The organism is Bacillota bacterium, assembly GCA_023511835.1.
Classification (GTDB): domain Bacteria; phylum Bacillota; class Sulfobacillia; order JAIMAT01; family JAIMAT01; genus JAIMAT01.
Window position 1 is genome coordinate 1 of the sequence record JAIMAT010000059.1, and the last position, 13,178, is coordinate 13,178.

Here is a 13,178-nt window from a genome sequence, read left to right on the forward strand (position 1 = left end):
CTCCCACCTGACGCGGCGGGCGCGCGGCCCGGAGGCGCTCTGGTGGGAGACGGGCAACGCGGCGGCGCTGGAGGAGCTGCGCGCGGGCCGGGTGCACGCCGCGCTCCTCCACCGCGGCGCCGGTGCGGCGGCACCGCCGCCCGCCGGGACGACCGTCTTCCTGCTGGCGCGCTGGCCCATGGGCTGGCTGGTGCCCCGCGGCAACCCCCGCGGTTTCCGCGATGTCCGCGACCTGCCCCGCCTGCGCCTGGTCAACCGCGAGCGCGGCTCGGGGGCGCGCGCCCTGCTCGACCGCCTCCTGGCCGAGGCGGCCCTCCCGCCCACCCGCGTCCCGGGCTATGGCGACGAGGTGGTCGGCCACTGGGCGGCCGCCGCCCGCGTGGCCGCGGGCCTGGCCGACGTGGCGCTGGGGGCGGCCGGTGCGGCCGAGGCCTGGGGGCTGGACTTCCTGGAGGTGGAGGAGCAGCGCTCCGAGCTCTGGCTGCCGGCGGAGGCGCTGGGCGAGCCCTGGGCGGAGGCGCTCCTGGAGACGCTCTCGGGCTCCGCCTTCCGGCGGGAGCTGGCCTTCTTCGGGCCCTACGACACCCGGGAGGTGGGCAGGCGTGCGGGCTAGGGGAGCGCCCGCGGCCGCGGATCGCCGGCGTTCCGGGCCCGCCCTCCTCCTGGCGGCGCTCCTCCTGGCGGGCTGCGCCGCCCCGGGCGCGGGCGGGAGCGCCTCCCCGGCCTCCGGCGCGGGGAGGGCCGGGACCGGGGGAGGCCCCTCGTCCTGCCGGGGCGCCATCGTCCGCGTGGCCTACGCGGCCTCGCTGCTCGACCTGATGGAACACCGCCTCCGACCGGCCTTCGAGCAGGCCACCGGCTGCCGCCTCCGGGGCTACCCGGGCGGCTCGCAGGGGCTCGCGCAGCAGATCCGGAGCGGCCTCAGGCGGGTCGACGTCTTCGTCAGCGCCAGCCCCTCCGTCAACGGCCTGCTGGAGGAGGCTTCCTCCGCCCAGCGGCTCCGCTGGTACGTCGCCTTCGCCGAGGCGCCGCTGGTGATCGCCTACAACCCGCGGAGCCGCTTCGCCGCGGAGCTGCGCCGCCGGCCCTGGTACGAGGTGCTGGCGGAACCGGGCTTCCGCCTGGGGCGCACCGACCCGCGCCTGGATCCCAAGGGCGCGCTCACCCTCCGCCTGGTGGAGGCGGCGTCCGCGCGCTACCACCTGCCCGACCTGCCTGGCCGCCTGCTGGGCTCCGCCGGAAACCCGGCGCAGATCTTCCCCGAGGAGGAGCTCCTGGGCCGCCTCGAAGCGGGCCAGCTGGACGCCGGCTTCTTCTACGCCAACGAGGCGAAGGCCGCCGGCCTCCCCGTCCTCGTCCCCGAGGCCGCCATCGACCCCGCGGCCACCTACACCTTCACCCTGCTGGAGGGTGCGCCCGAGCCGCAGGCCGGCGTCGCCTTCCTGCGCTGGCTGGCGGGCGAGCAGGGCCGGGCGCTCCTCGCCGCCTCCGGCCTCCGGCTCCTGCCGCTCCGCCTCTCCGGCGATCCCCGGGCGGTGCCGGCCGAGCTGGCGCCGCTCCTGGGGGTGGGCCGGTGAGGGCGGGCGGGACCGCGGACTCGGGGCGCGCCGCGGCAGGCCTGCGCCCGGCGCGCGGCCCGCTGCCCTGGCTGGCGGGCCTCCTCGCCCTCTACCTCCTGGCGCCCGTCGCCGCCTATCTGGTCGAGGCGGGCCGGGCGGCCGCCGGCGGCCTCCTCCCGCCGGCGGATGCGCAGGGGCTGCGGGCGGCGCTGGGCGTCTCGCTGACGGCGGCGACGCTGGCCACCGCCGCCGTGGCCGCGGGCGGGATCCCGCTGGGCTACTTCCTGGCGCGCCGCCGCGGCCGCGCCGGCCGCTGGCTCGGCCTGCTGGAGGCGCTGGTCCAGCTGCCGCTGGCGCTGCCGCCCCTGGTGAGCGGCATCCTCCTCCTCCTGGTGGCGGGCCCCTACGCGCCGCTGGGGCGCTGGACCGGCGGGGCGCTCACCGACTCGCTGGCGGGGGTGGTGCTGGCCGAGGCCTTCGTCAGCGCACCCTTCCTGGTGATCTCCGCCGAATCGGCCTTCGCCGCCCTGGACCCCGCGCTGGAGGCGGTGGCTGCCACCCTGGGCCTGGGGCCGGCGGCCCGCTTCGCCCGCATCCTCCTGCCCGCCGCCTGGCCGGGCGTGCGCGCGGGCCTCCTGCTCGCCTGGCTGCGGGCCTTCGGCGACTTCGGGGCGACGGTGATGGTCGCCTACCACCCCGCCTCGCTGCCGGTCTACACCTACGTCCAGTTCGAGAGCGGCGGGCTGGAGGCGGCGCTCCTGCCGGTGGCGCCGGCGCTGCTCCTGGCCCTCCTGGTGCTCGGCCTCTCGCGCCGCCTCTCCGCACCCCTCCCCCGGCGCCGCGCGGCCGGACGGCTCGCCGCCGGGGAGCCGCCTTCCGCGGCCGTCCGGGCGGCGGCCGCCGCCGCGCCGGCAGCCGCCGCGAAGCCGCTCGCCTTCCACCTCCGGGCGCGCCTGCCCGGCTTCACGCTGGAGCTGGCCTACGCCGCCCGCTCGCCACGCCTCGCCCTCGTGGGCCCGTCCGGCTCGGGCAAGTCGCTCACCCTGCGCCTCCTGGCGGGCGTGGAGGCGGCGGGAGGGGGGCGCCTCCGCCTGGGGGAGGAGGAGCTGGGGGAACGGCCCGCCGAAGCGCGCGGCGTCGGCTACGTGCCCCAGGAGTACGGCCTCTTCCCCCACCTGCGCGTGGGCGAGCAACTCCTCCTGGCCGCCCGCGGCGACGCGGCCGAAGCGCGCCGCTGGCTCGAGCGGCTCGGCCTGGCGCCGCTGGCCTGGCGCCTGCCCGGCCAGCTCTCGGGCGGCCAGCGCCAGCGGGTGGCGCTGGGCCGGGCGCTGGCCGCCCGCCCCCGCCTCCTCCTCCTGGACGAGCCGTTCTCCGCCCTGGACGCCCCGCTGCGGCGGGAGCTGCGGCTGGAGCTGCGGCGCCTGCAGCGCGAGACCGGCCTGGCCACCGTGCTGGCCACCCACGACCCCGAGGAGGCGGCGCTCCTGGCCGACGAGCTGCTGGTCATCGAGGGCGGCCGCCTGCTGCAGGCGGGGCCCGTGCGCGAGCTCTTCGAGCGCCCGGCCACCCCGCTGGTGGCCCGCCTGCTCGGCCTGCCCAACACCTTCGCCGGCCGCCTCGAGGGCGGCCGCCTGGCGCTCCCCGGCGGCCCGCGCCTGCCGCTCCCCCCCGCGGAGGTCGCCTCCGGCCTCCCGTCCGACGGCGGCGAGGTGATGTGGTCGCTGCCCCCCGAGGCGCTCCGCCTCCTGCCCGGCGCCGACGCGGCGGTACCACGGCCGGGGTGGGCGCTCCTGGAGGGCCGGCTGCTCGAGATCGCCTGGGCCGGGGGAAGGGAGGAGGCGTGGGTGGAGCTTCCGGGCGGCCTGCCGCTCCTCGTCCGGCCGCCCGCCGGCGGCCTCGCCGCCCGCGGCGGACGGGGACGGCTCGTTCCGGGCATGCCCTGTCGCCTTCTCTATCCGCTCTCCGCGCTCCGGCTGTGGCCCCGCCGGGAGCCGCCGCCCCCTACGGCTCCGCCCCCGCCTGGGCGGCGCGGCCGCGCCGGCCGAGACGGCGCCCGCCCAGCTGGATGAAGAAGGAGGCCGCCTCCGTCCGGAGCGCCGCCGAGGCCAGGGCGTAGACCGCCAGCGCCGCCCCCGCCAACAGCCCGAGCGCCGCCGCGTCCACCAGGAAGCCCGGCGAGGCCGGCTTCCGCCCCAAGAGGAGCGCCAGGTGCGCCGCCGGTCCCAGGCGGCGCAGCGCCTCCAGCGCGGCGGCCATCAGGCCGCTGGCCAGGAGCGCCTTGCCCAGCTCCAGCGCCAGGCTGCGCCCGCCGATGGGGCCGATGCGGCGGCGCAGGAGGTAGAGGAGGAGCAGCCCGCCCGCGGTGGTGGCCAGCGAGGTGGAGAGGGCCAGCCCGCCCAGCCCCATCACCCGCACCAACGCCAGGTTGAGGGTGACGTTGAGGAGGACGGTGGAGAGCCCCACCCACATGGGGGTGAGGCTGTCGTGGAGCGACCAGAAGGCACGCGCCAGGAGGAGGCTCCAGCCGCCCCCCAGCAGCGAGAGCGTGTAGAAGGCGAAGGCCACCGCCGTCATGGCCGCGGCCCGCCCGTCGAAGGCGCCGCGCTCGTAGACCACGCGGACGACCTCGCCGCGCAGGAGGAGCATGCCAACCATGGAGGGCAGGGCGACCGCGCCGATGAGGCCGAGGCCACGGCGGAGCGCGCCGCGGAAGGCCTCCAGCTCCTCGGCGGCCGCCTGCGCGGAGAAGGCCGGGTAGAGGACCGTGACCAGCGGCATCACCAGCAGCCCCGAGGGCACCCCGTAGAGGCGGTTGCCGTAGTTGAGCGCGGCGATGCTGCCGGCTGCCAGGCCCGAGGCCAGCAGCCGGTCGACGAAGAGGTTGACCGTACTCGCCGCCGAGTTGACCAGCACCGGCAGCAGCATGCGGCCGCTGGCCACGATGGCCGGGTGGCGCGGCTGCCAGACCCACTCGGGGCGCCAGCCGAAACGACGCAACACCGGCAGCTGGAGGAGGAGCTGGGCCAGCGAGCCGAGGAGCGTCCCCGCCGCCAGGAAGGCCACACCCGCCTCCGGCCCCCAGCGCGCCGCCACCGGGATGCCCCCCACCAGCGCGCCCAGTACGATCAGGATGTCGTAAGGGATGCCGATGGCCGAGGGCGCCGCGAAGTGCTGGTGCGACTCCAGGATGCCGGCCGCCCAGCCGGCCAGGCTCTGGAAGACCAGCGCCGGCAGCAGCAGGCGGCTGAGGCGGACGGTGAGCGCCCGCTCCGCCGGCGGGAAACCGGGCGCCATCAGCGCCACCAGCCAGGGGATGAACAGCTCGCTGGCCAGGGTGATGGCCACCAGCCCGCTGCCCATCAGGACGAGGACGGCGTTGGCGTAGCGGAGCGCCGCGCGCTCCCCCTCGTTCTCGCGCACGCGGGCGTAGTTGGGGATGACGACGCTGGTGGCGGCCGCGTTGACCGCCCCGAAGAGCAGGATGGGGATGTTGCTGGCCACCAGGTAGGCGTCCACCAGCCGGCTGGCACCGAAGACCGCCCCGATGGCCGCCTCGCGCGCGAAGCCGAAGAGCTTGGAGACGACCGTGATCACCAGGATGGTCAGGGTGGCCCGGGCCATCCCCCGCTGGCTCAGCATGCGCCCCGTGACCTGGCCGCCGGCCTCTTCCGCCCGCACCCGCTCCGCCCCGCTTCGCGCGCTCCTGCACCGCCGCCGCCCCGCGGGCGGAGGCGGTGCGCTCCTCCAGGGTAACCGAGTGGAAGGAAGCCTGCCAACGCGCTCCACCTCCGCCGCGCCGCCCGCCCATCTGCTATAAGAGAGCCATGGGCCGTGCCCGGCGGCGCCCCGTGGCGCATCGGCTGCTCTCCCTCCGGCGCGCGCCCCGCCGCTGGCTGGGCGCCCTCCTCGCCTACCCCGCGCCGGTGGAGGTGCGCCGGAGCGCCGCCTGGAGCCTCCTGGAGGGTGCGCTGGGCAGCGTCAGCGCGGGCGTGCTGGGAGGCTTCCTGGGCGTCTACGTGGTCCGCCTGGGCGGCGACGCCCTCCTGGTCGGCCTCTCCGCGGCGCTGCCGGCCCTCCTGGGCAGCCTGGTGCAGCCCTGGGCCGTCCGCCTCACCGCCCGCCAGGGGGCCCGGCGCCTCATGCTGCGGGCCGCCCTGGTGGCGCGCGCCGGCCTCCTTCTCCTCACCCTCTTCCCGCTTCTGCCCGTGCCCGGCGTCCTGCGCGCCTGGGCGCTCGTCGCGGGCTACGCCCTGGCCAACGCCGCGGCGACGGTGGCGCTCGTCGCCTGGACCGTGGTGGTGGCCCGCATCTTCCCCGGCCACCTGCGCGGTCGCCTCTTCGCCGACCGGAACCTCTTCGTCTCCCTGACCACGCTCCTGGGGACGCTCCTGGCCGGCCTCTTGCTCGACCTTCTGGGGACGCGCGCGGGGAGCGCCGCGGCGCTCTTCCTGGGGGGCGCCACGGCGCTCGCCTCCTGGTTCGCGCTGCGCCGGCTCGGCCCGCCGGACGCTCCCGAGGCGGAGGCGGAAGAGGCGCCGGCCGAGGGCGGGATGCGCGTCGCCCTGGCCGCGCTCGGGCGCCCGCTGCCGCGCCTGGTCTTCGCGGGCGGGTCGCTCTTCCAGCTGGGCCTGATGCTGCCCGCCGCCGCCTACCCCATCTTCTACGTGCGCATGCTCCACCTGCCGGGCGCCTGGATCAGCGCCATCAGCGTCGGCAGCTCGCTGGCCGCCATCGCCACCTCGCGCCTCTGGGGCGTCTGGCACGACCGGCGGGGGGTGCTCTGGACCTACGCCGCCAGCACCGCGCTCTTTCTGGCCGTGCCGGCCGTCTTCTCCTGGGCGCGCAGCCCCTGGCTCCTCCTCCTGGCCAACAGCGTCACCGGCGTGGGCGCCGCCGGCTACGCCCTGGCCAGCTTCAACGCCGTGCTGGCGGTGGCCCGGCCCGGGGAGCGGGCGGCGCTGGTGGCGCTCTTCAACCTGCTTCTCTACGCGCTGGCGGCGCTGGCGCCCATGCTGGGCACCGCCCTCCTGCCGCGCGCCGGCGTGCCGGGGCTCTTTCTGGCGGCTGCAGCCGGTCGTGCCGGCGGGGCCCTGCTCTTCGTCTGGGCGCGCCGGCGCTGGGGCGAGCCCGGCCCTGCCACCCCTAGCGCCTGAAGAGGGGCGGGAGGCTCTCCAGGAGGAGGGCGCCGTCCATGGCCACCACCAGCAACGTCACCGCCCCGGCCAGCAGGGTGAGCCAGAGCGGCGCCACGCGACGACCCATGACGCGCCGGCTGGCGTTGAAGAAGAGAAGCGGACCCAGGGCGAAGGGCAGCGCGAAGCTGAGCACCACCTGGCTCCAGAGGAGCATCCGGAGCGGGTCCACCCCGGCGCCCAGGAGGAGGGCGGCGGGGAGGAGCGTCAGCAGCCGCCGGACCGGGAGCGGAAGACGGATCTCGACGAAGCCCTCAAGGATGGTCTGCCCGGCCAGCGTGCCCACCACGCTGGAGGCCAGCCCCGAGGCCAGCAGCCCGAGGGCGAAGACGGCGGCGGCCGCGCGGCCAAAGAGCGGCTCCAGCGTGCGATGGGCCTCGGCCAGGTCCAGGACCGCCAGGCCGCGGGCGCCGAAGGCGGCGGCCGCCATCACCAGCAGGCTGGCGTTGACCACGAAGGCCACGTTCATGGCCACCAGCACGTCCAGCTGCTCGCGCCGGCCCAGGAACTCCGGATCGACGCCCGCCCGCCGCCTGGGCAGCACCAGCGCCGAGTGGAGGTAGACCACGTGCGGCATGACGGTGGCCCCGAAGATGCCGGCGGCGTAGGGGAGCTCGCCGCGTGCCAGGCGCGGCAGAAGCAGGTGGCCGAGGACGGCCGCGGGATCGGGCCGGGCGCGGACCGCCTCCCAGACGTAGGCGGCCGCGATGACGCCCAGGAAGGCGATGATCACCTGCTCCAGGAGGCGGTAGCCGCGCCGCTCCAGGGCCAGCAGCAGGAGCGTCAGCGCCGCCGCCACCGCCGCCGCCGGCAGCAGGGCCATGTGGAGGAGCAGGTGGAGGCCCAGCGCCGCCCCGGTCAGCTCGGCCAGGTCGGTGGCCATGGCGCCCAGCTCCGCCACCGCCCAGAGGAAGCGGTTGAGCCCGCGCGGGAAGAGCAGGCGGCTCCACTCCGGCAGCGTCCGGCCGCTGGCGATGCCCAGGCGGGCGGCCAGGCTCTGGACCAGGATGGCCACCAGGTTGGCCGCCAGGATCACCCAGAGCAGGTCGTAGCCGAAGAGCGAGCCTGCGGCGATGTTGGTGGCGAAGTTGCCGGGGTCGACGTAGGCGATGCTGGCCACGAAGGCGGGCCCCAGGTAGGGCAGCAGAGCGGCCACGCGGAGGCGGAGCCCGCCGCCCTCCGCGCCGGCCCCGGGGCGGCGCGCCTCCAGGACCGCCCTTCGCGTCCCGCCCGCCACACGCCGACCTCCCCCCGGCACCCTTACCCTATGGGAGGGGGGTGGGGCGGGTGCAGGAACGGCTCCGCACCGCCGCGGAGCGGACGCCCACCGGGCTCCTGCTGGCCCAGGAGCTCTTCTGGCTGCTGCTGGGCTGGGCGGGCGGCATGCTCTCCGGGCACCGGCTGTCGCCGGCGACCTGGGGTCCGCCGGACGCGCGGGCGGCGGCCGGCGCGGCGGCCGGGCTCCTGCTCGGCCGGCTCGACCTGGAGCTGAGCCGCCGCCTCCCCGCCTGCGCCGACACCCTCACGCCGCTGCTCTTCCGCCGTTTCGGGCCCGCCGGCGCCCTGGCCTTCACCGCCTTCGCGGCGCTGGCCGAGGAGACGCTCTTCCGCGGCTGGCTCGAGGCCTGGCTCGGGCCGCTTGCCGCCACGCTCCTCTTCGTCGTCGCCCACGTCCAGTACCTGCGCCGTCCGCCCGCCCTGCTGGCGGTCGCCCTCTACGGGAGCCTGCTGGCCGCACTCCGCACCTGGAGCGGCGGCCTGCTCGCCCCCTGGCTGGCCCACTGGGGGATCGACGCGGTGCAGGCGCTGGCCGTGGTCTTCGACCGGTACCCGGGCCTGCCGCCGCGCGGCGGAGCCGGGAGCGCTATACCTCGATGATCAGCTTGCCGAAAACCTCCCGGCCGAGGAGCTCCTGCTGCGCCTCGGCGATGCGGGCGAGCGGGTAGCGGCGGTGGACGACGGGCCGGAGCTGGCCGCGGGCGATCAGGTCGAGCACCGCCTCCGCCTCCTCTCGCAGGGAGGCCTCGGCGCAGTAGAAGGTCAGGTGGTTCCGGTAGGCGTAGCGGACGTTCAGCTGGACTTCCGCGCCGGTGGTCACCCCCGCCGTCACCAGCCGGCCGCCGGTGGCCAGGCTGCGCACCGAGCGCTCCCAGGTCTCCGCGCCCAGGTTCTCCACCACCAGGTCGACACCGTGCCCCCCGGTCAGGCGCCGCGCTTCCTCGTCGAAGGGGAGCTCGCGGTAGGGGATTCCCGCCTCGGCGCCCAGCTCCATCGCCCGCTCCAGCTTCCAGCGCGCCCCGGCGGCGGCCAGGACGCGCGCGCCATGCAACCGGGCGATCTGCATGGCCGCCACGCCGATGCCGCTTCCCGCGGCCAGGACCAGCACCGTCTCCGTCGGCCGGACGCGGCCGAGGGTGACCACCAGGTGCCAGGCGACGCTGTAGGAGACCATGGCGGCGCTGGCCTCCGCGAAGTCGACCCCGTCGGGCAGACGGATCAGAAGCGATGCCGGTACGCTGGCGTACTCGGCGTCGGCGCCGTCCGTGTGGACGCCCCAGATGGCGAACCGCTCGCAGGCCGGCGGATTGCCCCGCCGGCAGGCCGGGCAGCGGCCGCAGGTGAGCCAGGGGAGGACGGCCACGCGCTCGCCCGGCTCCCAGCCGGCCACACCCGGCGCCACCGCCACCACCTCGCCCGCCGCGTCGACACCGCCCACATGGGGGAAGGCGACGCCCCAGACCCGACCGAACTGCCGCGCTTCCAGGTCGAGACCGCGGTTGACGGTCACCGTCCGCACCCGGATCAGGACATGACCCGGCTCCGCCGCGGGCAGGGGGATCTCCTCCAGCCTCAGCACCTCGGGCCCGCCCGGCTCCGGCGCCACCGCCGCCAGCATGCGCTCGGGCAGCGGGACCGGGGCGATCCAGCCGCGGCCGGCCCCCTCCTCCGCGGCCGCCCCGCCCGCTCCCGGCTCGCGCCAGGTTCCCCACGTTCCGCTCATGCGGCCTGCTGCCACCTCCTGAAACCCGGGCCCGTCCGCGGCCCGCTTACCGACCGACCAGTCGGTCGTGCTCGCACGCATTGTAGCACGCCCGGGGAGCGGGAGACGGCGGGGCTGTGCGACGAGCGGCGGACGGCCGGAGGGCGGGCCCAGGCCGGCCATGCGGCGGCCGCCGCGCTGGGCCCACTCTTCTCAGCCGCCCGCCTCTTCCCGGCGCGCGGCCAGGGCGCGCGCCCGCGTCAGCTGCGACGCAGCGCTCTCGTCCAGGAGGACCAGGGCGTCGGGGTGGAGCTGGAGGATGGAGGCGGGGACGTGGCGCGAGACCGGGCCCTCCACGGCACGCCGGACGATCTCGGCCTTGTGCCGCCCCGCCGCCAGCAGGAGGAGCCGCCGGGCGTGCATGATGGTGCGGACGCCCATGCTGATGGCGCGCTCCGGCACCGCCTCCACCACCCCGCCGAAGTAGCGCGCGTTGTCCTGGCGCGTCTCCGGCTTGAGGCGGACCACGCGCGTTCCCTGCTCCCAGCGCGCCCCCGGCTCGTTGAAGCCGATGTGGCCGTCGCGGCCGATGCCCAGAAGCTGCAGGTCGATGCCGCCCGCCGCCTCGATCAACGCTTCGTAGCGCCGGCATTCGGCCTCCAGATCCTCCGCCCAGCCGTCGGGCAGGTGGGTGGCCTCGGGCCGCAGGTTGACGTGGCGGAAGAGGTGTTCCTGCATGTAGGCGTGGTAGGAACGCGGGTCGCCCGGCGGGAGGCCGACGTACTCGTCCAGGTTGAAGGTGGTGACGCGGGCGAAGTCGACCCGTCCCTCCCGATAGAGGCGGACCAGCTCGCGGTAGGTGCCCAGCGGCGTGCCGCCGGTGGCCAGGCCCAGGACCAGCTGCGGCTTCTCGCGGATGGCGCAGGCGATGATCTCGGCCGCCCGACGGCTCATCGCCTCCTCGTCGGGCAGGATCTCCAGCCTCATCGCCCTTCCGCCCCGGCTCCGGCGGCGCCCGCCTCCAGCCCCTCCAGGAAGCGTTCCACCAGCTCCTCCACCTCCGCCTGGGTGGCGCACTCCAGCGCCTGCGCGGCCAGCCTCCGCGCCTCCGCCAGCGGTGTCCGCCGCACCTCGCGCTTCACCCGCGCCAGCGAGGCGGGCGCCATGCTCAGCTCGCGCACGCCCAGCCCCACGAGGAGCGCCGTGGCCCGCGGGTCGCCGCCCATCTCGCCGCAGAGGCCGCAGAGGATGCCGGCCTCCGCCGCCGCCTCGCCGCAGAGGCCGATCAGCCGCAGCACCGCCGGATGCAAGGGCTGGTAGAGGCCGGCCACCCGCTCGTTGGTCCGGTCGGCGGCCAGCGTGTACTGGACCAGGTCATTGGAGCCGATGCTGAAGAAGTCGACCTCGCGCGCCAGCTGGCGCGCGATGAGCGCCGCCGAGGGGACCTCCACCATGATGCCGAGCGGGACGCGCAGCCCCGCCGGGAGGCGACCCTCCTCCGTCAGCTCCCGCCGCACCTCCTCGAAGAGGTGGCGGGCGCGGCGCACTTCCTCCAGCGTGGCCACCATGGGCAGCATGACGCGTGCCGGCGACTCCGCCTCCCCGCCCGCTTCCGGCGCCACCGCGGCCGCCGCCCGCAGGATGGCGCGGAGCTGGGTGCGCAGCAGCTCCGCATGCTCCAGGCCGATGCGGATGGCGCGGTAGCCCAGGAAGGGATTGGCCTCCGGCGCCAGCGCCAGGGCCGGCAGCGGCTTGTCCCCGCCCACGTCGAAGGTGCGGAAGATGACCGGGCGGCCGCTCATGGCCTCCAGGACGCGGCGGTAGACCTCCGCCTGCTCCTCCTCCCCGGGCAGCGTCTCGCGGCCCGTCACCAGGAACTCGGTGCGGAAGAGGCCCACGCCCTCGGCGCCCGCCTCCAGCGCGGGGCCGACGTCGCCCGGCCCGCCGATGTTGGCGGCCAGCTCCACGCTCAGCCCGTCGGGCGTCACCGCCGGCTCGCCCGCCAGGGCGGCCAGCGCCTCGCGCTCGGCCCGCTCGCGCCGCGCCGCCGCCTCCAGGCGGGCCAGCGTCTCGCCCTCCGGCTCGATCCAGAGCTCGCCCGAGCCGCCGTCCACCGCCAGGCGCTGGCCCGGGCGCAGCTCGCCCAGGAAGTCGCCCAGGCCCAGCACCGCCGGCACGCCCATGGAGCGTGCCAGGATGGCCACGTGCGAGGTGGGCCCGCCGCTCCCCAGCGCCAGCCCCGCCAGCGCCTGGCGGTCCAGGGCGGCCAGCGCCCCCGCGCCCAGCTCGGCCGCGCAGAGGATGGAGCCCGGCGGCAGCTCCGCCAGGGGGATGGGCTCCTCCCCGGCCAGCGCGCGCAAGAGCGCCTCGCCGATCTCGCGCACGTCCTCCGCGCGCTGGCGCAGGTAGGCGTCCTCCAACCCGGCGAAGAGCGCCGCATAGCGGTCGACCGCCTCGCGCACCGCCGCCTCGGCCGGCCTGCCCGCCGCCAGCGCCTCCTCCACCGCCGCCTCCAGGCCGGGGTCGGCCGCCATCATGCGCTGCGCCTCCAGGATGGCCAGCCCCTCCTCGGCCGTCTCGCCCGCCTTCTCCGCCCCGCCCGCCCGCTCCAGGAGCGCGTCGTAGGCGGCCTCCAGGCGCGCCCGCGCCTCCCGCCAGCGCGCCCTCTCCGCCTCGGGCGAGGCGGAGGCTGTCGCCGGCCTCTCCGCCCGCGCCGCCGGCGCAAAGACGAAGGCCGGCCCCAGCGCTACGCCCGGCGAGCCGGCCACACCGCGCAGACGCCGCCCCGCCATCAGGCGCCGCCCCCCTCCAGGAAGGCGCGCAGGGCGGAGAAGGCCTCCGCCTCGTCCTCGCCTTCCGCGCGCAGCTCCACCTCGGCGCCCCGGCTGGCGCCCAGCGCCATCACCGCCATGATGCTCTTGCCGTCGGCCTCGCGGCCGCCCCGCGCCAGCCGGACCGCCGCGCGGAAGCGGCTCGCCAGCTTGACGAACTCGGCTGCCGGCCGCGCGTGCAGCCCCTCCGCCTGCCCGACCACCACCGTCGCCCGCTGCAACGCCCCGACCCCCTTCCGGACGCCCGTCGCCCCTCAGGCGCCCGCCTCCTCGACGCTCCCGTCCCGCCGCCAGGCGAGCCGGCCCCGTGTCCAGGTGGCCGCTACGCCGCCCTCCGCGTCCAGCGCCACCAGGTCGGCGTCCAGCCCCGGGGCGATCCGGCCCTTGCGGCCGGCCACGCCGGCGATGCGCGCCGGCGTCCAGGTCGCCATGCGGATGGCCTCCTCGCGCGAGGCGCCGGCCAGCTCCACCATGTTCCGCACGGCGCGGTCCAGGGTGAGCGTGCTGCCCGCCAGCGTCCCGTCCTCCAGGCGGACGGCGCCCTCGCGCACCACCACGCGCCGCCCGGTGAACTCGTACTCGCCGTCCCCCAGCCCGGCCGCGGCGACGGCGTCGG

Annotated in this window: 12 protein-coding genes; 5 read left to right on the top strand and 7 right to left on the bottom strand. The window is 77.2% G+C overall.

Translation table 11 applies throughout. The features are described 5' to 3' along the window. From K6U79_08655 to K6U79_08665, 3 genes are all read left to right on the top strand, one after another. Positions 1-613: hypothetical protein (locus K6U79_08655; protein ID MCL6522422.1), on the top strand; the 613-nt coding region annotated here is incomplete at its 5' end. Beyond that, entirely contained in the window at positions 603-1,577 is a 975-nt protein-coding gene (locus tag K6U79_08660) for an extracellular solute-binding protein (protein MCL6522423.1), read from the top strand. The genes K6U79_08655 and K6U79_08660, both read left to right, overlap by 11 nt. Then, on the top strand, positions 1,574-3,628 hold the full coding sequence (locus K6U79_08665) for an ATP-binding cassette domain-containing protein (protein ID MCL6522424.1): 2,055 nt from the start codon (positions 1,574-1,576) through the stop codon (positions 3,626-3,628). The genes K6U79_08660 and K6U79_08665 overlap by 4 nt, the downstream gene beginning before the upstream one ends. On the opposite strand, the gene murJ is transcribed toward K6U79_08665, so the two are convergent. Next, positions 3,561-5,237 carry a murein biosynthesis integral membrane protein MurJ gene (murJ, locus tag K6U79_08670; protein ID MCL6522425.1) on the bottom strand — a complete coding sequence of 559 codons (1,677 nt, stop codon included), beginning with the start codon at positions 5,235-5,237 and terminating at the stop codon, positions 3,561-3,563. The genes K6U79_08665 and murJ overlap by 68 nt on opposite strands. A gap of 170 nt (positions 5,238-5,407) precedes the next feature. On the opposite strand from murJ, the gene K6U79_08675 reads away from it, so the two are divergent. After that, entirely contained in the window at positions 5,408-6,712 is a 1,305-nt protein-coding gene (locus K6U79_08675) for an MFS transporter (protein MCL6522426.1), read from the top strand. Here K6U79_08675 and K6U79_08680 read toward each other — a convergent pair. Then, on the bottom strand, positions 6,702-7,961 hold the full coding sequence (locus tag K6U79_08680) for an Nramp family divalent metal transporter (protein MCL6522427.1): 1,260 nt from the start codon (positions 7,959-7,961) through the stop codon (positions 6,702-6,704). The genes K6U79_08675 and K6U79_08680 overlap by 11 nt on opposite strands. Before the next feature lie 77 nt (positions 7,962-8,038). Between K6U79_08680 and K6U79_08685 the strand changes: the two genes are divergently transcribed. Beyond that, complete coding sequence (locus K6U79_08685; protein ID MCL6522428.1) at positions 8,039-8,629, top strand: CPBP family intramembrane metalloprotease; 591 nt, start codon at positions 8,039-8,041, stop codon at positions 8,627-8,629. On the opposite strand, the gene K6U79_08690 is transcribed toward K6U79_08685, so the two are convergent. The 5 genes from K6U79_08690 to K6U79_08710 all read right to left on the bottom strand — a co-directional run. Beyond that, entirely contained in the window at positions 8,616-9,752 is a 1,137-nt protein-coding gene (locus K6U79_08690) for a zinc-binding dehydrogenase (protein MCL6522429.1), read from the bottom strand. The genes K6U79_08685 and K6U79_08690 overlap by 14 nt on opposite strands. Before the next feature lie 192 nt (positions 9,753-9,944). Next, positions 9,945-10,718, bottom strand: a complete 774-nt coding sequence (gene nagB, locus K6U79_08695) for a glucosamine-6-phosphate deaminase (GenBank protein ID MCL6522430.1) — start codon at positions 10,716-10,718, stop codon at positions 9,945-9,947. Next, positions 10,715-12,523, bottom strand: coding sequence for a phosphoenolpyruvate--protein phosphotransferase (gene ptsP, locus K6U79_08700; protein MCL6522431.1), 1,809 nt, complete (start codon positions 12,521-12,523; stop codon positions 10,715-10,717). The genes nagB and ptsP overlap by 4 nt, the downstream gene beginning before the upstream one ends. Then, positions 12,523-12,783, bottom strand: coding sequence for an HPr family phosphocarrier protein (locus K6U79_08705; GenBank protein ID MCL6522432.1), 261 nt, complete (start codon positions 12,781-12,783; stop codon positions 12,523-12,525). Before K6U79_08705 ends, ptsP begins: the two co-directional genes overlap by 1 nt. Before the next feature lie 33 nt (positions 12,784-12,816). Beyond that, positions 12,817-13,178, bottom strand: a 362-nt coding sequence (locus tag K6U79_08710; GenBank protein ID MCL6522433.1) for an amidohydrolase family protein, incomplete at its 5' end; no start/stop codon positions are given.